Origin of the sequence: Edaphobacter modestus (assembly GCF_004217555.1) — a bacterium.
Taxonomy (GTDB): domain Bacteria; phylum Acidobacteriota; class Terriglobia; order Terriglobales; family Acidobacteriaceae; genus Edaphobacter; species Edaphobacter modestus.
In genome coordinates this window covers 4,766,903-4,788,209 of the sequence record NZ_SHKW01000001.1, presented here as the reverse complement: position 1 = coordinate 4,788,209, position 21,307 = coordinate 4,766,903, and the positions used below count along the sequence as shown (strand labels likewise).

Genomic DNA, 21,307 nt, shown 5'->3' with positions numbered 1-21,307 from the left:
GATGCATGAAGACCGCGCCCACCAAAATCATCGCAACTCGAGGAGAATCGCCGCGGCACAGCCAGGTTCCATCATACTTGATTCCACCCAGGCTGGAAAGTCCAGCCAGGACCATCCCTTACGGGTCGTCGGGGTCATCCCTGCCCGCCTCGCCTCCACGCGCCTGCCGCGCAAGATCCTGCGCTCCATCGCTGGCCGGCCTATGCTCGCGTGGGTCTGGGATGCCGCTCGCGCCTGCCCCCAGCTCGACGATCTTCTCGTCGCTACCGATTCCGAAGAGATCGCAGAGCTCTGCCGCGAGAACCACTGGCCATGTCAGCTCACCTCGCCCACCCTGCCCAGCGGAACCGACCGCGTCCATGCCATCTCCCAGGTTGTGGACGCCGATATCTACGTCAACATCCAGGGCGACGAGCCCCTTCTCAAACCCGAGCACCTCACCGCCCTGCTGCAGCCCTTCGTCAAACCTCAGGTCGAGGTCTCTACTCTCAAGGTCCTCTGCACGCCCGAGAACATTCACAACCCCAATGCCGTCAAGGTAGTCACCGCCGCAGACGGCCGCGCGCTTTACTTCTCCCGAGCCACCATCCCCTACAATCGCGACGGCAACCCCGCCCAGTACTGGAAGCACATCGGCCTCTATGCCTATCGCAGGGCTGCACTGCAGCGCTTCCCTGCGCTGCCAGCCAGTACGCTCGAACACACAGAGCGCCTCGAGCAGCTGCGATTCCTCGAAAACGGAGTCAGCCTCTATGTTGAGCCAACTCCGTTCGACACGATCGGTGTCGATACCGAAGAAGATCTTCGCCTGGTGGAGTCCCTGCTGTCGCGCTAGCGCTTCTCTGCACCAAAACGCAGCTCCAGGCCATGATCGTGCGCAGTTGCAGCAACTCCCTCCAGCGACCGCACCACCCAGTCCGCGTCGTGTAGCTGCGCCAGCGTGTGCGTTCCAATCACGCCTAACACTTGAGATCCAGCCGCCTTGCCCGCCCCCACGCCAGACGGTGCATCCTCCACCACAACACACTCCTCCGCCCGGCAACCCAGCAGCGCTGCGCCACGACGATAAGGCTCTGGGTCGGGTTTCCCCCGCTCCACATCGTCGGCGCTGATAATCCGTTCAGGAGCAGGCAGACCAGCGACTTCGAGCCGTCCCAGCATCAGCCGCCGTGTCGCCGACGTTACGATCGCCCATCGCTCTGGCGGAAGACTCTCCAGCAACTCCTTGGCTCCTGGAAGCACCCTCAGGTCCGAGGTGTCTGCGATCTCCAGGTCTTCAATCTCGCGAAGGCCTTCCAGCGGATCGATATCCGGCCGAAGACTCCGGATGATATCGATCGCTCGCATCCCATGTGGAACTTCGTAGGTCTCAGCATTCGGCACATCGTACCTCTTCGCCCAGATCCTCCAGCACCGCACCACGGAACCGATCGAGCTCACCAACACCCCATCCATATCGAAGAGCAGGCCCCTCGTCTCCACACGAACTGCTTCGCTCAAACTCCAGCTCCCTTCAGCACAAACGATTGCGCAGCTTCAAGCACCTTTGCCACCGACTCCGTAGAGCAGCTCTCGCAGTACACGCGAAGCAGAGGCTCCGTGCCCGATGTCCGCAGCAGCAGCCACGTCTCCGCAGCCTTGGGTTTGCCTGCACACTCTGAGTTCTCGAGGAAAAACTTGATTCCATCGAGCGTCTCCATGCGCAGCACCTTCATCCCGGCCAGCTCCGTGAGGCCGCCCTTCGCCCGCGCAATCGCCGACTGTTTGATCTCTTCATCAATGAGCATGTCCACCCGGCCATACTCGTGCACGCCGAACTCCGCCTGCAGCATCGCTACCAGCTCACCCAGCGTCTTCTTCTCATCGGCCATCACGTTAGCCAGCAGCAGGGAGTTCAATAGACCATCGCGCTCCGGAAGATGCCGGCTGATTCCTACACCGCCCGATTCTTCGCCGCCAATCAGAATCTCTTTTTCGAGCATAAGGTCTACGACATACTTGAACCCGATCCCATGCTCGTTCAGCGCGCGGCCATACTTCGCGGCGATGCGATCGATCATCTTCGTTGTGTTGAAGGCACGCGTCACCTCGCCCGGCCACTTCTTGCGCTCCAGCAGCCACCACAGCAGGATGGAAAAAATCCGGTGCGCATCAACCACGTTGCCATGCTCATCGACAGCGCCGATGCGGTCCGCATCGCCATCCGTAATCAACCCCGCATCGCACTTCTCCGCGACCACCGCAGCCTGTGTAGCCTTGATATGCGGCAGAATCGGCTCCGGGTTGATTCCCGGAAACGCAGGGTTGATCTCGTTGCGGATCTCGACAAACGGAATCCCCGCCCGGGAGAAGATCCCCGCGATAACGCCGCGTCCCGCGCCGTACATCACATCAATCAGGAACTTGTATCCACTTGCCTCGATCGCCTTCAGGTCGACAAACTTTTCCAGCGCCGCAAGATAGTCTGGCCCAAAGTCAACCTCTTCGATGGGCGCGGGCTTCCCGTCCTGCGGAACCGGCTCCAGGAGATAGCTCTCGATCGACGCCATGATCGAAGGCTTTCCCGACCCGCCATAGCTCGCCTTGTACTTCACGCCGTTCCACTCCGCGGGATTATGGCTCGACGTGATCATGACCCCGCCCGCAGCCTTTCTCTCCCGTACAGCAAAGGACAAGGCTGGCGTCGCGGTAATCCCGCTTGCCATCTGCACAGGAACTCCGGCCTTCGCGAGCACCTCGGCCACCACCCTGGCAAACGATCGAGAGCCGAACCTTGTGTCCCACCCGATGCAGACACCGGCCTTCGCGTTCTCCTGTTCGAGGACATAGTTCGCAATCGCTGCTGCGGCTACACGAACATTGGCATAGGTAAAATCATCGGCGATCACACCGCGCCAGCCATCCGTTCCAAACTTCACAACTGTTTTTGTCTCTGTCATAGAAATCCGTTACGACGAGCTCCTGATTCCAAAACATCGTAAATTCGTCTTCGCAACTTTCCCATTGGAACGCGCAGTGACGCTATGCCTGCCGTTCCTGGTCGTAGCCACTACACCAGATCCTCGCGCCCGGCCTGCTTCAGTTCGGCCACCACCTTGCCGACATCCTGCGAACGCTCGCGTGTCGTGATCAGCAGTGCATCCTCGGTCTCGACCACCACCAGATCGTTCACGCCAACAAGCGCAACCGCCTTGCCGGGAGCGTAGATGTAGTTACCATGGGAATCGATGTCGATGCAGGCCTGGTTCGTCTTGTCGAAGATATTCTTCTTTGCCAGATCTTCCGGACCGCAATCCGCCACATGCTCATGCAGTGCGGACCAGCATCCAAGATCGTTCCAGCAGAAATCTCCAGGGAGGCAGTAGATCTCCGAGGCCTCTTCGCCTTTGGCCGACCTGGGTTCCAGGACCGCATAGTCGATCGAGATGTTCTCGCACAGTGGGTAAACCTCTGCAAAAACCTGTTCAAACTCCGGCTTCCCATAAGCCGCTGCGATCTTCTCCATCTGCACCGCAATCGATGGGCTATGTTCCCGAATCGCGCCCACCAGTGTCTTTACGCTCCACAGAAACATGCCGCTGTTCCATGCATAGTTTCCCGACACCACGAACGCCTCAGCCAGCGCCTTGTGCGGCTTCTCCGTAAATCTCTTTACCCTGCGCACGTCGATACCGTTGACCTTCTCGACGACATTTCCGTACTCAATGTACCCATATCCCGTCTCGGCCTTCGTAGCGGAAACCCCAAGGACGACAATCTTCTCGCCGCTCGATGCCAGCTTCACGCCGGCTTTTACAATCTCCGCAAACCTCTTTCCGTCTTTCACGACATGATCCGACGGGAAGATGCCAAGGACCGTCTCCGGTTCGGTCCTCTCCAGCAGAAAGGCCGCAAGCGCACACGCCGGTGCGGTATTCCTTGCCGCGGGCTCACTCAAGATATGCTCACAAACGACAGCGGGAAGCTGATGGACGATCTCCTCTTTCAGCAGATCGTTCGTAATCACCCACACGTCGCCCGCTGACGCGACAGGCAGCAGACGATCGACGGTCTGCTGGATCATCGTCCGCTCACCATCGAGAGCAAGCACCTGCTTGGCATGCGACCGACGACTTCGCGGCCAAAACCGAGTTCCGCTTCCACCTGCAAGAATCACCGGAGCAAATCGAATCTCCGCTTCCTCAGCCCGATCGCCAGCAAGACCCATTCTTTCCTCATTTCAATGGAAAGGACCGCACGGGATTCTCCCGATGCGGCCCTTCTCCTGAAACTACCCTTTACCCCAGCGACGCAAAGTACTCCCGCATGCGCTTCACACCCTCATCCACGACATCATGCGAAACCGCATAGGACAAACGGATGTGCTCCTTCGTCCCGAACGCTTCGCCCGGAACCACAACAACGTGCGCCTCGCTCAGCAGCTTCGCCGCAAGATCGGTAGCCGACGTCGCCCCGCCCTTGCCCAGGAAGTTCCTCACATTCGGGTACACATAGAACGCGCCCTCGGGAACCGTACACGTCAGCCCCGGGATCGTCTTGAAGCCCTCCAGGACGCGGTCGCGCAGCTTGATGTAGTCGGCGCGCATCTCCGCCACGCACTCCTGCGATCCGCTCACCGCGGCGATCGATGCCCGCTGCACCATGCTGGCCGTGTTCGATGTGCTCTGCGACTGCAGCTTGCTCATCGCGGCGATAATCGCCTTGGGCCCAAGAGCAAAACCTGCGCGCCATCCCGTCATCGCGTAGGTCTTCGACAGCGAACCCAGAACGACCACGTGCTCCTTGCAGTCCTTGAAGCTGCCACCGCTGACGATGTTGCCCGTAAAGTTCAGGTAGACGTAGCACTCATCCAGCAGAACGAAGATATCGCGCTGATGCGCCAGCCGGACGATCGCCTCCAGGTCCTCTGGCGAAACCACCGCTCCCGACGGGTTCGACGGGGTGTTCAGAATAATCGCCTTGGTCTTCGGCGTAATCGCCGCCTCGATCATCTTGGCGGTCAGGCGGAAGTTCTCCGCCTCGTTGGTCTCGACGGGAACCACCACGCCGCCCGCGTACTGAATGATGTCCTTGAATGAAACCCAGTACGGTACCGGAAGAATCACCTCATCGCCATGATCGACCAGCACCTGGATCGCATTGAACAGCGCCAGCTTTCCGCCCGTTGTGAAGACGCACTCCTCCGGCGTGTAGGCCGAACCAAAATCGGCAGTGTGCCGGTCGACGATCGCCTTTCGGATCTCCGGAATTCCAGCGACGTTCGTATAACGCGTAAAGTTCTTTTCGATCGCATCGATCGCAGCATCTTTAATGTGCCGCGGAGTCGAAAAGTGCGGTTCGCCCGCGCCAAAATCCGCCAGGTTCACACCCTCGGACTTCAACTTCAGGGCCGCCGCGGTAATCGCCATGGTTGCCGAAACTTCGATGCGGCCGATGCGGTCCGCAAAGATCTTGGTTGCCGTCGCTGTACTCATGCCTCTAGTGTGGCAGATTTGCTCACCGAGATAAAGCAGGGAGAACGGAATGAGGCTTAGCAGCAGGTCCTGGTTTGATTCTGTTACGATTGCCGCCGAAGCAAACAGCACCTGAATCGCTTCGCCACGACGGCTATAGCCGACGTCGGCCGTTCGCTCCGTTTCACATTCCAAAAGAAAGAGTTAGGTGGGACATGATTCGTCTTGCATTCTCCGTGCACAAAAGCTCCTTTTATCGCATTGCAATTGCCTCTCTTGCCTGCAGCATTCCCCTCGCCTCGCACGCGCAGCAACCCCTAAAGACTCTCCTGGTAGGCGTCGATCATCGCACCGTAACCTCCTTGAACGGAGACTGGCACTACCTCGTGGACCAGCCGCCAGCGAGGGGACTCTACACCCTGGAAGGCAAGGTTCGGGACAACGGCTACGGCCTGAATACTCACCCGAACATCAGCAGCGGCCCCCACAACGAAGAGTACGACTTCGCAACCGCACCGACGATGAAGATTCCGGGAGACTGGAACACCCAGGACCCCACCTTGTTTCGCTACGAGGGCGTCGTCTGGTTTCAGCGGGACTTCGACTTTCAGCCAAAGCCCGGCACGCGAACCTTTCTCCACATCGGCGCAGCGAACTATAAGTCATTCGTCTGGGTGAACCAGAAACGTATCTGCGATCACGAGGGCGGATTCACCCCTTTCGATTGCGAGGTTACCGCCGCCCTCAAACCGGGCAGTAATTTTGTCGTCATCGCGGTGGATTCAACCCGCCACATCGACGACATTCCCGGCATCGGCATCGACTGGTTCAACTACGGGGGACTCCATCGTGACGTCTCGCTGGTGACGGTGCCCACGCAGTTTATAGATGACTACGACGTCCACCTCCGGCACGACACCACATTCTCGCCCGCAGCGGCGGATACCCTCACCGGATACGTCCATGTCGAAGGCGCTCCTGCGGGAACCGCCGTCACCGTCAGGGTGAGCGAAGCTGGCGTCGATACTACGGCAAAGACCGACGCCAACGGCCGCGCAGCCTTCGAAGTAAAAGCCAGTCACCTCAGCCTTTGGTCGCCCGAGACACCCAAGCTCTACAAGGTGCAGCTCTCCTCGGGGCAGGACTCGCTGACCGACGACATCGGTTTTCGCGATATCCGCGTCGATGGCACTCGAATCCTTTTGAACGGCAAGTCCGTCTTTCTGCAGGGCGCCAACATGCACGCCGAAGCCCCCTACCGCACGGGCCGCGTGAACAACGATGAAGATGTGAAGAATATCTTCGGCTTCCTGAAAGATCTCAACGCCAACTTCGTGCGGCTGTGCCACTATCCTCACGACGAGCGCATGGAACGGATGGCCGATCGCGAAGGCGTCATGATCTGGTCGGAGATCCCTATCTGGCAACGCATCTCCTACGACAAGCCCGAGGTCTATGCCAAAGCGGTCAACATGCTCAACGAGATGATCCGGCGCGACCGCAACAAGGCGTCCGTGATCCTCTGGTCGGTATCGAACGAGACGCCTAACAACCCGACACGCACAAAGTTCCTGACGGATCTTGCGAACGAAGCGCGGCGGCTTGACGCCACCCGCCCCATCACATCGGCCCTCATCGGACCCCATCCGAAGGGCAACCAGATGGTTCAGGATGATCCCCTGACCAACGCGCTCGATGTAATCGGCCAGAACGAGTACATCGGCTGGTACGAAGGCCGCCCCGAGGATGCGGACACGATGACGTGGACCTTCCCGCAAAAGCCCGTTCTGTTCTCAGAGTTCGGCGCCGAAGCAAAATTTGGCGTCCACGGCGGCAAGAACGAACGCTGGGCCGAGGAGCAGCAGGTCAACGTCTACGAACATCAGTTCGTCATGATCAACAAGATCCCACAGGTACGCGGTCTGATTCCCTGGGTTCTGATGGACTTCCGCTCACCCGTCCGCAACATCCCGAAGCTGCAGGACGGCTTCAACCGCAAGGGCCTCATCTCCGAAGATGGCAAGCAAAAGCAAGCCTTCCTCCTCTTCCAGAAGACCTACAAGGATCGCTCCGTGGGCAAGGCCGAATAGCTGCGCAGCAAGCAACACAAAGAGGAGCAGCCCAAAGGCTGCTCCTCTTTGTTTGACCGGATATTTTGCTCTTCTAGAACAGCACCTTGATTCCCAGCTGCAACTGCCGCGGGGGGAAGGAGGAGGAGATTGTACCGAAGTTAGCGTTAGTGGTCGTCAGGTTGAGGCCGTTGAAGTTCGTCCGGTTGAGGACATTGAAGGCGTCTGCCTGAAACTTGACGCGAACACGTTCCGTGATCGGAAAGAACTTCGACAGAGTAGCGTCGGTCTGCGCCAGTCCTGGTGCCTGTATGGCGGCGTAGGGAGCATTGCCATAGTTGGCGCCCGTAGGAACAGTAAACGGATTCGGGCAACCCGACCTCGCCGCACCGCAGATGTAGCCGTTGATCCCGGCGTGGTTATTGGCAAGGATCTTGGCTCCTGGAGTGTAGTTCGGACGAACGTTACCCACGCCCAGGGCAGAGACGGCCTGGACATTGGTATAGGGTCCGCTCTGGAGACGGGCAACTCCGCTTAGCTGCCATCCTCCGATCGTCTGACGTACAACGAAGTTATGCCCATTGAACGCCGGTCCCTGAATGACGAATGTGGCGACAAAGGCGTGCCGACGATCGTTCGAGAGAGAACCGTAGTTGTAGCCGAGATTGCTCCAGTTCTCAAGCGTCGCGTTGTTGCCATTTGAGTCGCCTAGAGCTTTCGAGAAAGTATAGGCGAGGGTGGTCGTGACAACGCCTGCACGCTTCGATGCAAAGATCTGAAGCGAGTTGTAGTTGAGGTTGGAGGCGAACCGGTTCATGGCAATGGAAGTAAAGCCCTTGTAGGGATTGGAGTAGTTGGTGTTGGTGATTCCGGCCACTCTGTTCGCAGCGACAACTCCCAGGTTGGGGAAGTTGATATTTGGGGCGGTTCCGGCCAGCTGGCGGTGTGCCACATTGCCTACATAGTTGATTTCCAGTAGCACGTTGCGTGTCACCTGGCGCTGCACGCCGAGGCTGTACTGGTACGTATAAGGGTTGTGTGCAAGGGGGTCTATAGCGTTGATGCCTCCCTGCGTAGTTGCAGCAGCGGCTCCACTGTTCAAGGTTGCGAGATTCCCGAAGTCCAGGTTGGTGTTAGACAGGAACGGCGCAATGTTGAGTTGGCTGAAGATCAAATTGCCCTGGGCACGATAGAAGAACATACCGATACCTCCGCGAATGACAGTCTTTTCATCCGCAGAGTAGGCGAACCCGAAACGAGGCCCGAATGCGCCGTGCATGTTGTAGAAGCCACGGGGTGCACCAGCAGGAATGAGAGGAAAGAGAGCTGTGTTGACGTTGGGTACGCGAATCTGCTGGTCAGCAGGAACTCCATCACCCGCACGCACAAGTCCGGCATAGGGGTTTCCACCCTTTGTCGTGTCGATTCTGCCATTGGGCAGAAGCGTAACTGGAGTCGAAGCCGCGTAGACGGCTGGATCGAAGTTCGAGATGTTATTGCCCTGCGTATACCAGGGGAAGATACCCTGCCAGCGAAGTCCTAACTCAAGGCTGAGTCTCCGGGTGGCTTTCCACGAGTCCTGTGCAAAGGCCTCAGGCTGAGTGAAGCGGAAGTGCCCCATTGGGTCTGCACTGGCCTCGGAGTAGCTGTTGAAGTTTCCGAGGAAAGAATCGGCAAGGGGATAGCAGGTCGTGTTGGCATTGGAAGCTCTGCCACCAGTGCAGGTGGCAGGCTGGAAGTTCGCGGTGCCGGTGTAGTTGGCACGACCGTTCTGGTCAACACGGTCACGGATGACGACAGCGCCAGCCTTGATGGTGTGATTGCCCTTGACCCAGGTGATGGTATCGGCCACCTGAATATCCGTTGAAGGTGACAGCAAGGCAAAATTAGGACCCTGCATGCCAGCGTATCCGGTGATGTTGACCTGCGGAATGCCGTTGGGATACGTGCCAACGTTCGGATAAATCTTCGCATACTCGAAGCCAAAGGTCTCACGCTTCCAGTTGTCGCCTGTAGGCGGGATGCGCTGCGCAGCCCAGCTGGCATTCACCTGGGCCTGATTGATGAAATTGGAGCTGACGGCCCAGGTGTACGAGAGCAGGTAGCTCTGTCCGGGACGGTTACGGATCGTCGGCGTCGTATTCAGGATACCGGCGTTTGAGAAGGTGCCAAATGGATCGGTAAGCGTGTTCTGATCGTGGATCCAACGACCATAGAGGGAGTGATGCTGATTGATGACCCAGTCGATGCGGATCAGATCCTGATGAAAGTTCAGGGGGTTCGGCGGAGCCAGAGTAAGGTTGTTGCTGGGAATGCCACCATCACGGAAGCTGAGACCCGCAGCGGAGATAGTCTTGTAGACATTGGCGATAGCACGACCGTCCGGAGTGATGAGCGATGAGACGTTGTTGTTCGGAACAGGCGTCGCGGTTCCCGGATAGTAGAGCTGATTCGGGCTGAAGGTCTGACCCGCAGCGGGTGTGCAAACGCCGCTGGGGTTAAATCCCGTTGTGCAGATGGCGGAAAAGTCTCCGTTCAACATCGCGGTGGTCGGCACAGTAAAGTTGGCGGCAGTTAGCTGCTGGCGAAGACGCTTCCACTCTTCACCGACGAAGAAGAACAGCTTGTCCTTGATGATGGGTCCGCCGACAAAAAACCCGAAGTCGTTGAAGATCAGCTGGGTCTTCTGTTTGGCAATGTAGTTCGTGGCATCAAGGTAGTTGTTGCGGAGGATCTCAAACGCCCCACCGTGAAATGCGTTGGTGCCGGACTTGGTGACGATGTTGAACGACGGGCCCGAGGTACGACCGAACTCCGCCGAAGCATTGGAGGTGTCGATCTTCACTTCCTGGATGAAATCAGGACCCACATTGTTCATCAGAGAGCCATTGGAACCGGCCACCTGGTTATACGCGCCATCAACGGTCAAGTTGCCCGTATCGGATCGGTTGCCATTGATCGTCTGGTTGGTCGAAGCCAGCGAGGTCGTCACCGCAAAGATGTCGGGATTCGTCACCACCGCACCCGGAACCAGGGTTAGAAGCTGCGTATAGTTGCGACCGTTCAAGGCAAGATTCTCAACCTGCTTGGAGTCGATCACGCGAGCCACTTCACCTGAGGTCGTATTCAGTGACTCGATCGCTCCACCCTGAACCTCGACCGTCTCGGTAGCCTGCCCCACGGGAAGCGTGAAATTCGATGTCACCTTCGCGTCCGCGCTGATGGAAACATCGGACTGTTTCGCTGTCTGAAACCCGGCCTTCGTTACGGAGATCGAGTAAACGCCAATCGGCAGGTTCGTCGCGATGAAGTTTCCGTCCTGATCGGAATTGACGGTACGCTTCGCCTGCGTATTCATCGAGGTGATGGTGACCGCCGCATCGGGAACGGACGCGCCTGTCGGATCGACAATCGTCCCCGAGATCTGCCCGAAGCTGCTCTGCGCGTGTGCCGGCAGACTAGAGAAAGCGAGCCCAACCGCAAGCAGTAGAATGCTCCAAATTTTGCAAAATCTGTATTGCATCTCTCAACCTCCCAAAGTTATCGAACCATTTGCATCTCATAAGAGCTGCCTTGTACCGGCAGTCCCCTTGAAGCTCTCTTGCCTTCCCCCGGTCGCAACAGCTACCGGGCTTCGCAAAGATGATTTTGATTGCGAGCGCCATTAACTCGTCTTAAGAGCACCCTTGTCAAGCGGTTCTCTGTTTGCGATTGAGGTACGAAATTCCAGAATTGTTACGTTTTAGTCATTCCGCTCCTATCGAAAGACACACCATGCCATCCGAAAGATCGACTTCTCCTTCCGCACAATGGGGGATGCCCTCCGGGCGTTACGCCGTATCTCGTGACTCACCGTTCGTTGTGGTCTTGAATCGATCTGAAGTATGGTGGCAATGTTCGCAACAGGGATGGATTCCACTTTGACCACCTCGCACGAAAACGCTTCCTCCTCGAGACGTCACTTCCTCAAAGGCGCTCTTGCCGTTGGCGCTGCCTCCGCTGTCCCGGCTTCCGCCTCCGCGGCCCAGGCGGCCCCAGTCGTTCCCGCTGACCGCCATTACTGGATCGACGTCGTGCGTCGCGTCTCTCATCCCGTCCTCGAGGCTGTCAGCAAGGCGCAGCTTCGCGCAACCATGCCGGTTGAAGCCGCTCGAGGTCTCCAGCAGGACCGCGGCAAATCCACTCACCTCGAGGCATTTGGACGGCTCCTCAGCGGCCTCGCCCCCTGGCTCGAGAGCACCGTCGAAGACAAATCCGAAGCTGCGCTGCAGGCAAGTTATCGCGAATGGGCCCGCGCCGGCCTGCGCAACGGTACCGATCCAGCCTCGCCCGACTATATGAACTTCGGAATGACTCCTCAATCCGTCGTCGACGCCGCATTTCTGGTCCTGGGCATCCTCCGCGCGCCAAAGCAGCTCTGGGAGCCTCTCGACCGCACTACCCGTGCCAATCTCGTCAAAGCCCTGCAGGCTACCCGCCAGGTCCTGCCCGGCCAATCCAACTGGCTCCTCTTCTCCGCCATGGTCGAAGCGGGCCTATGCTTCATGGGTGAGTGGTGGGACGCCCTCCGCGTCGACTACGCCATCCAGATGCACAAGGAATGGTTCGTCGGCGATGGAACCTATGGCGACGGCGCACACTTCCATTGGGACTACTACAACAGCTTCGTCATTCAACCCATGCTCCTGCAGATACTTGAAACCGTCCCTGCCAAATCCGCCATGTGGAGCGCCTTCAAACCCGTCGTGCTCGAGCGCGCACGTCGCTACGCCGCCATCCAGGAGAGAATGATCAGCCCCGAGGCCACCTTTCCCGCCATTGGCCGATCCCTCACCTACCGATTCGGCGCCTTCCACCTTCTCAGCGACATCAGCCTCCGCAGGCAGCTGCCGGACGCCGTCTCTCCTGAACAGGTTCGCTGTGCCCTCACTGCGGTCATGCGCCGCATGATCGAACGGCCCGGAACCTTCGACGCGAAGGGCTGGCTTACCATCGGCTTCTCCGGCCATCAGCCTGCGATGGGCGAGACCTACATCTCCACCGGAAGCCTGTACCTCTGCGCCGCCGCATGGCTGCCCCTCGGCCTCCCCTCAAGCGACGTCTTCTGGTCAGGACCGGCAAAGCCTTGGACCGAGGCAAAGATATGGGGCGGCGAAGACGTCCCTGCCGATCACGCATCTTCCGCATAAGAATCCATTCCTTCTGCCCGGTATCATGTCGCCGATGAGGAAATTCAGGTTCTTCGCATCCATTCCACTCCTGCTGGCCCTCCGCGCCGCCCCGCAGGATGCAGCTCACGCAAACTGGCCCAACATCGGAGCCTCTCCCGGTAACTCCCACTACTCCACGCTCCAGCAGATCAACCGCTCCAACGTCTCGCGGCTCAAGGTCGCATGGACCTTCCAGACCAACGAATCCGGCGGCCTCGAAACCACGCCGATCGTCGTGGACGGCATCCTCTACGCCTACACGCCCAGCCAGAAGGTCATCGCCCTCGACGCCGCCACCGGCAACCTGCGCTGGAAGTTCGACGCCGGCGTCAAAGCCACCGGCCCCAATCGCGGCATCACTCTCTGGAGCGGAGGGAGATCCGGCAACGACAAACGTCTCCTCGCAGGAATCGCAAACTTTCTCTATGCCCTCGACCCTGCCACCGGCAGACCCATCCCCACCTTTGGGCACGATGGCCGCATCGACCTGCGCGAAGGCCTTGGACGCGACCCTCAACTCCAGTCCATTGCCCTCACGACTCCCGGCGTGCTCTACAAAGACCTCATCATCGTCGGGGGCCGCACTCCCGAAACCCTGCCCGCCCCGCCCGGCGATATCCGCGCCTTCGACGTCCACACCGGCGCGCTCCGCTGGTCCTTCCACACCATCCCTCATCCCGGAGAACCCGGCTACGAGACCTGGCCCCCTGACGCCTGGAAGACTGCAGGCTCCGCCAACAACTGGGCCGGAATGGCGGTCGACGCCGAGCGGGGCATCGTCTATGTCCCCACCGGCTCCGCCGTGCCCGACTTCTACGGAGTCTCCCGCCTCGGCGATAACCTCTACGCCAACACGCTCCTCGCGCTCGATGCCGCCACCGGCAAACGCCTCTGGCACTTCCAGGGAGTCCATCACGATCTCTGGGACCGCGACTTCCCCGCCGCCCCTATCCTCGTCTCCATCAAACGCGGCGGTAAGCTCGTCCCCGCCATCGCCCAGACCACCAAGCAGGGCACGCTCTACCTCTTCGACCGCACTACCGGCAAGTCACTCTTCCCCATCGAAGAACGTCCAGCTCTCACCAGCCCCACGCCCGGCGAGATCGCCGCAAAGACCCAGCCCTACCCGCTCCAGCCCGAACCCTTCGCCCCCCAGGCCGTCACCGAGGACACCCTCACCCAGCGCACACCCGAGGCACACGCCTGGGCCGTGAACCGCCTTCGCGAGATGCGCAACGACGGCCAGTTCGTTCCTCTCAGCGTCGGCAAAGACACTCTCGTCACCCCCAGCTTCGAGGGTGGCGCCGAGTGGGGAGGTCCCGCCCTCGATCCCCAAACCGGCATCCTCTACATCAACGCCAACAACTACGCCTCCATGGGAGCCCTCGCAGTCCACACCGGCGACTCGCCCGGACGCGCAACCTATCTCTCCCAGTGCAGCGTCTGCCACGGCGACCACCGCCAGGGCTCGGCTCCGGCCTTCCCTTCGCTGCTCGGCATCACCCAGCGCCTCACCTCCGCCGAGATCACCGCCGCCATCCACGACGGCCGCGGACGCATGCCAGCCATCCCCCTTCAGGGCAAGCCCCTCACCGAGCTCCTCACCTACCTCGCCACCCCGACCGACCCTCCCCCCACCCCAGAGGAACAGTCCGCCACCGCACCACCCGCCGGGTCCAAAACCCACGACTCCGCCGCGCAATACACCATGACTGGCTATCGTCGCTTCAACGACCCCGACGGCTATCCCGCCACCGCCACGCCATGGGGAACCCTCAACGCTCTCGACCTGGTCACCGGAATATATCTATGGAAGATTCCCCTCGGCCAATATCCCGAGCTCGCCGCCCAGGGCCTTCCCGACACCGGAAGCGAGAACTACGGAGGTCCCACCGTCACCGCCGGCGGCCTGCTCTTCATCGCGGCTACCAACTTCGACCACAAGATCCGCGCCTTCGACAAGACCACCGGCAAACTGCTCTGGGAAGCCACCCTCCCCTTCGCCGGCAACGCCACGCCCATCACCTATCAGGTCAACGGCCGCCAGTATCTCGTCATCGCCGCCGGAGGCTCCAGCCTGAACCCACGCGGCGCCATCGGAGGAGTCTATGTCGCCTTCGCGCTACCCGAGTGAGCAGGACAATGCTTCCTCATGCGTGTTGACGGAAGCAGGGAAAGCCGCAGACCTGCGCATTCGGGAATCTGTCATAGCCTTCCATCTCCATGTCATCGATAGCGAACGCCATCCTCATCGCCCTGCAACCTTAGCCTTCAGCCGCTCCACTACAAGAGGAGGCACCAGCGACGAAACATCGCCCCCCAGCTCAAATACGCCCTTGATCAGCCGCGAACTCACATACGTGTACTTCTCTGCCGGCATCATGAACAGTGTCTCCAGCTCCGGGTCCAGCTTGCGATTCATCATCGCCATCTGAAACTCGTACTCGTAGTCGGAGATCGCCCGGATCCCCCGCAGCACCGCCTTCGCCCCCTGCTGCCTGCAAAAATCCACCAGCAGCCCATCAAAGGTCGCCACCGAGACATTCCCCACACCCCGGGTCGTCTCCGTAATCATCTCCACCCGCTCCGAAACCGTGAACAGGGGGGTATCCTTCTCCGAGTTGCGCAGAATCGCCACCACCAGGTGGTCCACAATCTTCGCCCCTCGCGCGATCAGGTCGAGGTGGCCGTTCGTCAGCGGGTCGAACGTGCCCGGATAGATAGCCTTTACCGTATGCATTCCAAAGCAGCATATCCTGTCCCGGCGAAAAATATCTGGTCTGGATGTAGTCCTTACCCGCCAGGTCCCGTCTGTTCTGGTATCCAGGCGAAAGCGTCTTCGCTCCAGCCTGCGGTCAACGCATGTCCACCAAAGCTCTAGCCACGGACCTCGTCTCCGAAGCCTCCCAGGCCGCCGTCCTCTCCACGCCCTTCGACGACCTCGCCGCCGTCATCGAAATCCATCGCCCCCGCGTCTTCCGCTTCCTCCTCGCTTCGCTCCGCGATGCCGATCTCGCCGAGACCTTCACCCAGGAGACCTTTCTCCGCGCCTGGAACTCCCGCTCCACCTTCCGCGGCGACTGCTCCATCGCCACCTGGCTCACCCGCATCGCCCTCAACCTCGTCCGCGATCACACCCGGACCGATCGCTTCCGCTTCTGGCGCCGCGTCTCCGCCCAGACCATCGATCCAGCCGACATCGCCGCCTTCCTCCCCCACCCCGACTCCCCCGCCGAGTCCCGCCTCATCGCTACCGAGCAGGTCGCCATCCTCTGGCAGACCGTCTCTACCCTCTCTTCCCGCCAGCGCACCATCTTCCTCCTCCGCTTCGTCGAGGAGATGGAGCTGTCCGAGATCGTCTCCGTCACCGGCATCCCCCTCAGCACCGTCAAAAGCCATCTCTATCGTGCGCTGACCCGCATCCGTGAACGCCACGCAGAACTCTCAAGGAAACCCCGATGAGCCTCCATACCCAGATGAGCCCTCATATCCACCTGACCCATCAACAGCTCTGCGATCTCCTGATCGCTACGCCCGAGGAGACCTCGCCCCAGCTTGAGCGTCTCCGCGAACACCTTCGCGACTGCCCAGCCTGCGCCGACGAGTTCGCCTCCATCCGCCAGCCCCTTGCACGCTTCCATTCCGCCACCACGGCCTGGGCCGGCCATAACGCGGCCAGCCGTTCCTGGACGCTGCCCCCCCTTCCGGCCTCTTTCCCTTTTGCTCCCTTTCGTCGGAGAGCTGGGTGGCTTCTTGCGACCGCTGCGCTTCTTCTTGCAGCCGCAATCCCTTTTGCGATTCGCGACCATTCGTCCTCGAACCCAGCCCATCCCGTCACTGCAGCAACCTCGCAGCCATCCAATCCCATCGGGGATGAAGCCCTCCTGGAGGAGGTCAATCAGACTCTCTCCTCCTCCATCCCTTCGCCCATGCAGCCGCTCGCCGACCCCACCGCCGGCCGCTTCAACCAGACCGACTCCATCTCAAGGAAGAACTAATATGACCCGCAATCAAATCTTTGCCTCTGCCTCTCTTGCACTTCTCTGTGGCCTTCCCGCCCGCTCCCAGCAGCCGCAGCCACCCCCCCCTGCCGCACCGCCCGCCGATGTCGTAAGGACGGCGCCGCGCGCCAGGACTCGCGACTTCAACTATCGCGTCGTCGGTCCAGGGGAGCCCGGAATGCGTCCCGAACTGCGCATCGCTCCTCCCGGCATCTGGTGGAAGAATCCCGACATCGCCCAGAAGATCTCCCTCACCTCCGACCAGCAGAAGCGCATGGACGACATCTTCCAGCAGAGCCGGCTCCAGCTCATCGACCTCAAGGCCAACGTCGAAAAACAGGAGGTCATGCTCGAACCCATGCTCTCCGCCAATCCTCCCGACACCAACAAGGTTCTTTCCCAGATCGACCGCGTCGCCAGCGCCCGCGCCGAACTAGAAAAAGCCAACGCTCGCATGCTCCTCGGCATCCGCGGCGTCCTCTCCGCCGACCAGTGGACCAAGTTGCAGGCTGAGCTGCGCGACAACCAGCGCTTCATGTTCCACTTCCAAGGCAGACCCGAGGGTCCGGGCTTTGGCCCTAAGGGCCCCGGCCCCGCAACTCTCAAGGTCAACCCCGGCGGTCCGCTCAGCCTGCTCAATCTTCCTCCCCTTCCCGATCCCGGCCCGGAGGTTGGAATTGTCATCGGCGGCATACCCCAGGACGGCCCGGAGCTTGACCTCCAGATACCCTCGCCCGATGTCGATCTTGACCGTTGAGAGCCGAAACCCCATCGCCTCTTCTGCTCGACAACGAAGACTTGAAGCAGAAAAAAGAAGGCCCTCGCCGTAGCGAAGGCCTTCTTTTTAAACTTGTAGCTAGCGACTGAATCTAGGATCGCTTGCCCTTCACCACTTCGGTTGCGGCGGCCGCGCCATTCACCGGAACAGCCGGAACTTCGACCTCTCCGCTTATCGCGGAGATGCCCAGTTTCTTGCGAACCTCAGCATCGATGCGGCCAAAAACATCCTTATTTTCCTTCAGGAAGCCGCGAACATTCTCGCGTCCCTGTCCGATGCGCTCGCCAGAGTAGCTGTACCATGCGCCGCTCTTCTCGACGACGTTGTGAAGCACTGCCAGGTCCAGCACGTCACCCTCCCGCGAGATACCTTCGCCGTACAGAATGTCGAACTCGGCATCACGGAACGGAGCCGCAACCTTGTTCTTGACGATCTTGACCTTGGTGCGCGACCCGGTAATGACATCGCCCTCCTTCACCGCTCCGATGCGGCGAATGTCGATGCGAACCGAGGAGTAGAACTTCAGCGCGCGGCCTCCGGTCGTCGTCTCGGGGTTTCCGAACATCACGCCGATCTTGTCGCGGATCTGGTTGATGAAGATCAGGCAGGTTCGGGACTTCGCGACGGTTCCGGTCAGTTTCCGCAGGGCCTGGCTCATCAGTCTTGCCTGAAGTCCCATGTGCGAATCGCCCATCTCGCCGTCGAGTTCAGCCTTCGGCACCAATGCCGCCACCGAGTCGACCACAAGCACATCGATCGCTCCCGAGCGCACCAGCGCCTCCACGATCTCAAGAGCCTGCTCGCCGTAGTCCGGCTGGCTCACCAGCAGATTGTCCGTGTCTACACCCAGTTTTTTGGCATAGGCCGGGTCAAGCGCATGCTCGGCATCCACAAAGGCCGCGAGGCCACCGGCCTTCTGGGCCTCGGCGATGATCTGCAACGTGATCGTTGTTTTGCCCGACGACTCAGGGCCGAAGATCTCCACAACGCGCCCACGCGGAACGCCGCCTACTCCAAGCGCCGCATCGAACGAGATCGAACCGGTGGAGATGACCGAGATCGGGACAATCGCCTCCTTGGCTCCGAGCCTCATAATCGAGCCCTTGCCAAACTGCTTTTCAAGCTGTGAAAGCGCTGTCTCTATTGCCTTGTTGCGGTCATCTGCCACGTGATTTCTCCTCGGGATAACATCAAAACGGATTCTAGCATTTAAAGACGGAGAGGCAAATAAAAAGCGAATAGACTTGGTGTCATCTTCGATGGTCTGGGGTCAAGTTCCTGCGATGCTTATAGACTGAGCGCCAGTTTACGGTGGAAGACAGAGAGCATCATGCTTTTGAGCTGGTGTTCGAGCTCAGGGTCGTAGCGGTAGCCTTCGTCGCGCATGAAGGCATGGGCGCCGTTGACCTCGATCCACTGGTAATTGGCTTGCACTTCGTCGAGGCGCGCAAGCAGCTTGCGTCGGCCTTCGAGGGGAACGTGTGGATCCTGGCGCCCCCAGATGTGGAGCAGCTCGCCCTTGATCTCGGAGGCGCGGGCGAGCGAATCGTCCTTCTTGCCGGCGCCGAGCGTACCCGAGTGGATGTCGGTCGCGTAGAAACAGACTGCGGCGCGCACCTCGGGATTCATTGCAGCGCGAAAGGCGATATGGCCTCCGAGACAGATGCCGACCACGCCCAGCCGCCCGTTGCACTGCGGCATCGTGGCCATGTGACCGAGCAGCGAGCGCGCGTCGTCGTCGTAGGCAGACAGATCCTTCGCGTATTTGTCATAGTTGCCCTTGTCGGAGCCGGCTTGATCATAGGCGAGTACCGTGCCAGCAGGCTCAAGCTCGTGGTAGACCTCGGGCACCGCAACCAGATAGCCATGCCCCGCGAGGAACGTGGCGAAGCGGCGAATAGGGCCGGTCATCTGAAAGATCTCCGAATAAAGAATGATGCCGGGGAACTGCGCGCCTTCAACAGCGGGGTGGAAGAAATACGTCCGCATCGGGCCGTTGGCGGTGGGAATGTCCTGTACGAGGTCGTCTTTGAGGACCATGTGACTCCTTTTGCAAACTCCGTGTGCTGATAAATCAGCTTGTGATGGGTGACAGCTTATTGCGCACTAACATCCCAACGATCCATGGCTTTCTCACCTATCGTCTCAGCAGGTCCACCGGCTCGTTCACATCCTCGATCCGGAAATGGCTCGCCAGCGCCGGATGTCGGGCCTCAACCGCCTTGTACATCTCCCACGCCACGCGCCGGTAGCTGAAGTGCCCCGCGACCCCCGAGCGCAGCTCCGAGATATACAGTGCCTCCGCAAAGTCCATCTTGAACATCGCACGGCATCGCGTCCCCAGCGGAAGGCAATACTGAGCCGACTGCGCTGCCTCAGTCACTCCCGAATCCCGCAGCGCGCGATACGCCGCAAACGCCGCATCCATCGCCGCCTTGTATTCGGCCTCAAGCCCAGCCTCGGCCAAGGTTGGCTGACCGGGGCAGACCGGCTCCTCGTAGCCATGCGCATCCGTAAACGGCTGCAGCAACTGCACACAGCGCCGATGCCGGTGCATGTCGCGGAAGCCTCCTATATCCATCAGAATGTCGAAGCGGAATCCCCGTCCCGCGCTGAACGCGCGCAGCAGCTCATCATGTCTGCCACGATGCTTCGTTCCCAGCGCAATCAGCTCGTCACGCCGCTGCCCCGTCAGCGCAGCCACATTCGAACGCAACTGCCGATAGGAGTAGTGGCAATTGGAATAGAGCAGCGAGGTCGCAAGCTCAACCTCCAGCGGCTCCTCGTCATCCAGCAGATCGACCACAGGCGCAAGCTCAATCGGCTGGCTCCCCATCAACTCCGCCGCCGCTGCGGCAAGTTCCCTTCGGCTCTGATCGAGATACGGGTTCGGATTCGCGTACTTCACCAGCGTCGGCGCCGTCTTTACCTGCCGCATCAGGAACCCCTTTGCCCGCGCGCCACACTCACCGTCGACCGAGCCGATCTCCTCGCACAGCACTTCGGCGTCGCCGTGATTGACATTCCACGCGGGCTCAGTCGCCGCCTTGCGCAGCTTCTCCCCGATCTGCCTCACCTCCGCAAACGGGCTGGTCAGTAGCCGCGACACCTGCGTCTCCAACGTGCGCGCATTGACGATCTGGCCCAGCGACGTATTCGTCGCCAACGGCAAAAGGTAGCGAGCCACATCGAACGCCCGAGCCTTCAGCGTGCGCTCATACGCCTCGGCCTTCATCTCCTCCGGCCGCGAAATCGCCCCTTTCAGAGCCTCCAGCATCCCCGCCCCCACCTGCTGGTAGGCCTTGAACATCGCCTCGATCGCCGCGGTAAAGACCGGCGTCTTTTCCCCCAGCTCGGGGGTGTACCATCCCGAGCGCCGAAAATCCTGGTAGCGCGTGGACCGCTCCTGTCCATCCCATCGCTGCTCATCGACCAGCTCGATCGCCGCAAGCAGGCTCAGCCTCTCGATGGCAAACGGAATGTGCGCAAGATCGGCGATCGAGCGATGGCCATATTGAAAGTAGAAGGTGTTCAAAAACTGTTCGGCGCGCTGCGCGCTGATCTCGACCAGCGACTCCTTCATGCTCAATGCGGAGCGTGAATACTTCGCCATAGCATAAGCGAGAACCTCGGGATCCGCTCCATGGATCGCGTAGACGTCGGTTTCGCCAGGTGCCGCTGCAGGGTTAGGGGAGGAAAGATTCTTCTCGTCGCCAGACATGATGAACCTCAGAATACGTTATGGGAACCGAGCCCGTAACGCACCCCGTGCGCTCGTATAATGCGGTCTGTACGT

At 60.1% G+C, this 21,307-nt stretch carries 16 protein-coding genes; 7 read left to right on the top strand and 9 right to left on the bottom strand.

From position 1 onward, the window contains the following. Window position 1 precedes the first annotated feature (1 nt). Window positions 2-835 carry a 3-deoxy-manno-octulosonate cytidylyltransferase gene (gene kdsB, locus BDD14_RS20215; RefSeq protein ID WP_130420652.1) on the top strand — a complete coding sequence of 278 codons (834 nt, stop codon included), beginning with the start codon at window positions 2-4 and terminating at the stop codon, window positions 833-835. Here kdsB and BDD14_RS20210 read toward each other — a convergent pair. The 4 genes from BDD14_RS20210 to BDD14_RS20195 form a co-directional block, all read right to left on the bottom strand. After that, window positions 832-1,500 (bottom strand): HAD family hydrolase, encoded by a 669-nt coding sequence (locus BDD14_RS20210; protein ID WP_130420650.1) that lies wholly within the window; start codon window positions 1,498-1,500, stop codon window positions 832-834. The genes kdsB and BDD14_RS20210 overlap by 4 nt on opposite strands. Continuing rightward, window positions 1,497-2,939 carry a phosphoglucomutase/phosphomannomutase family protein gene (locus BDD14_RS20205; RefSeq protein WP_130420648.1) on the bottom strand — a complete coding sequence of 481 codons (1,443 nt, stop codon included), beginning with the start codon at window positions 2,937-2,939 and terminating at the stop codon, window positions 1,497-1,499. The genes BDD14_RS20210 and BDD14_RS20205 overlap by 4 nt, the downstream gene beginning before the upstream one ends. Before the next feature lie 110 nt (window positions 2,940-3,049). Continuing rightward, entirely contained in the window at window positions 3,050-4,207 is a 1,158-nt protein-coding gene (locus BDD14_RS20200) for a mannose-1-phosphate guanylyltransferase (protein WP_130420646.1), read from the bottom strand. Between the two features lie 70 nt (window positions 4,208-4,277). Continuing rightward, window positions 4,278-5,474: a pyridoxal phosphate-dependent aminotransferase gene (locus BDD14_RS20195; RefSeq protein ID WP_130423411.1), complete on the bottom strand. Its 1,197-nt coding sequence runs from the start codon at window positions 5,472-5,474 to the stop codon at window positions 4,278-4,280. Window positions 5,475-5,668: 194 nt separating this feature from the next. Here BDD14_RS20195 and BDD14_RS20190 point away from each other — a divergent pair, with 194 nt between their 5' ends. Then, window positions 5,669-7,543: a glycoside hydrolase family 2 protein gene (locus tag BDD14_RS20190; protein WP_130420644.1), complete on the top strand. Its 1,875-nt coding sequence runs from the start codon at window positions 5,669-5,671 to the stop codon at window positions 7,541-7,543. Window positions 7,544-7,616: 73 nt separating this feature from the next. Here the strand turns inward: BDD14_RS20190 and BDD14_RS20185 are convergent, their stop codons facing one another. Then, entirely contained in the window at window positions 7,617-11,045 is a 3,429-nt protein-coding gene (locus BDD14_RS20185) for a TonB-dependent receptor (RefSeq protein WP_130420642.1), read from the bottom strand. 397 nt (window positions 11,046-11,442) lie between these two features. Here BDD14_RS20185 and BDD14_RS20180 point away from each other — a divergent pair, with 397 nt between their 5' ends. Both BDD14_RS20180 and BDD14_RS20175 read left to right on the top strand, forming a co-directional pair. Continuing rightward, a complete protein-coding gene (locus BDD14_RS20180; RefSeq protein ID WP_242618082.1) occupies window positions 11,443-12,711 on the top strand; it encodes a DUF2264 domain-containing protein in 1,269 nt (422 codons plus the stop codon). Between the two features lie 34 nt (window positions 12,712-12,745). After that, a complete protein-coding gene (locus BDD14_RS20175) occupies window positions 12,746-14,866 on the top strand; it encodes an outer membrane protein assembly factor BamB family protein (RefSeq protein ID WP_278045494.1) in 2,121 nt (706 codons plus the stop codon). Between the two features lie 114 nt (window positions 14,867-14,980). On the opposite strand, the gene coaD is transcribed toward BDD14_RS20175, so the two are convergent. After that, window positions 14,981-15,472 carry a pantetheine-phosphate adenylyltransferase gene (coaD, locus tag BDD14_RS20170; protein WP_130420638.1) on the bottom strand — a complete coding sequence of 164 codons (492 nt, stop codon included), beginning with the start codon at window positions 15,470-15,472 and terminating at the stop codon, window positions 14,981-14,983. A gap of 122 nt (window positions 15,473-15,594) precedes the next feature. Between coaD and BDD14_RS20165 the strand changes: the two genes are divergently transcribed. The 3 genes from BDD14_RS20165 to BDD14_RS20160 are packed head-to-tail and all read left to right on the top strand — an operon-like array spanning window position 15,595 to window position 17,490. Beyond that, window positions 15,595-16,194, top strand: coding sequence for an RNA polymerase sigma factor (locus tag BDD14_RS20165; RefSeq protein ID WP_130420636.1), 600 nt, complete (start codon window positions 15,595-15,597; stop codon window positions 16,192-16,194). Continuing rightward, on the top strand, window positions 16,191-16,730 hold the full coding sequence (locus BDD14_RS31965) for an anti-sigma factor (protein ID WP_165420174.1): 540 nt from the start codon (window positions 16,191-16,193) through the stop codon (window positions 16,728-16,730). Before BDD14_RS20165 ends, BDD14_RS31965 begins: the two co-directional genes overlap by 4 nt. 1 nt (window position 16,731) lies before the next feature. Continuing rightward, window positions 16,732-17,490, top strand: a complete 759-nt coding sequence (locus BDD14_RS20160) for a Spy/CpxP family protein refolding chaperone (protein WP_165420173.1) — start codon at window positions 16,732-16,734, stop codon at window positions 17,488-17,490. 112 nt (window positions 17,491-17,602) lie between these two features. Here BDD14_RS20160 and recA read toward each other — a convergent pair whose 3' ends face one another. The 3 genes from recA to BDD14_RS20145 all read right to left on the bottom strand — a co-directional run bounded on the left by recA (window position 17,603) and on the right by BDD14_RS20145 (window position 21,232). Further along, on the bottom strand, window positions 17,603-18,679 hold the full coding sequence (gene recA, locus BDD14_RS20155) for a recombinase RecA (RefSeq protein ID WP_130420632.1): 1,077 nt from the start codon (window positions 18,677-18,679) through the stop codon (window positions 17,603-17,605). A gap of 119 nt (window positions 18,680-18,798) precedes the next feature. Further along, window positions 18,799-19,551, bottom strand: coding sequence for a dienelactone hydrolase family protein (locus BDD14_RS20150; RefSeq protein ID WP_130420630.1), 753 nt, complete (start codon window positions 19,549-19,551; stop codon window positions 18,799-18,801). A gap of 97 nt (window positions 19,552-19,648) precedes the next feature. After that, the gene (locus BDD14_RS20145) at window positions 19,649-21,232 is read right to left on the bottom strand and encodes an FAD-dependent thymidylate synthase (RefSeq protein ID WP_130420628.1); all 1,584 of its coding nucleotides are present in this window, start codon (window positions 21,230-21,232) and stop codon (window positions 19,649-19,651) included. Window positions 21,233-21,307 lie beyond the last annotated feature (75 nt).

Coding starts and splice junctions, on each gene's coding strand:
- kdsB (WP_130420652.1), top strand. CDS start 2: ATGCATGAAGACCGCGCCCACCAAAATCATCGCAACTCGAGGAGAATC.
- BDD14_RS20205 (WP_130420648.1), bottom strand. CDS start 2,939: ATGACAGAGACAAAAACAGTTGTGAAGTTTGGAACGGATGGCTGGCGC.
- BDD14_RS20200 (WP_130420646.1), bottom strand. CDS start 4,207: ATGGGTCTTGCTGGCGATCGGGCTGAGGAAGCGGAGATTCGATTTGCT.
- BDD14_RS20195 (WP_130423411.1), bottom strand. CDS start 5,474: ATGAGTACAGCGACGGCAACCAAGATCTTTGCGGACCGCATCGGCCGC.
- BDD14_RS20190 (WP_130420644.1), top strand. CDS start 5,669: ATGATTCGTCTTGCATTCTCCGTGCACAAAAGCTCCTTTTATCGCATT.
- BDD14_RS20185 (WP_130420642.1), bottom strand. CDS start 11,045: ATGCAATACAGATTTTGCAAAATTTGGAGCATTCTACTGCTTGCGGTT.
- BDD14_RS20175 (WP_278045494.1), top strand. CDS start 12,746: ATGAGGAAATTCAGGTTCTTCGCATCCATTCCACTCCTGCTGGCCCTC.
- coaD (WP_130420638.1), bottom strand. CDS start 15,472: ATGCATACGGTAAAGGCTATCTATCCGGGCACGTTCGACCCGCTGACG.
- BDD14_RS20165 (WP_130420636.1), top strand. CDS start 15,595: ATGTCCACCAAAGCTCTAGCCACGGACCTCGTCTCCGAAGCCTCCCAG.
- BDD14_RS31965 (WP_165420174.1), top strand. CDS start 16,191: ATGAGCCTCCATACCCAGATGAGCCCTCATATCCACCTGACCCATCAA.
- BDD14_RS20160 (WP_165420173.1), top strand. CDS start 16,732: ATGACCCGCAATCAAATCTTTGCCTCTGCCTCTCTTGCACTTCTCTGT.
- BDD14_RS20150 (WP_130420630.1), bottom strand. CDS start 19,551: ATGGTCCTCAAAGACGACCTCGTACAGGACATTCCCACCGCCAACGGC.
- BDD14_RS20145 (WP_130420628.1), bottom strand. CDS start 21,232: ATGTCTGGCGACGAGAAGAATCTTTCCTCCCCTAACCCTGCAGCGGCA.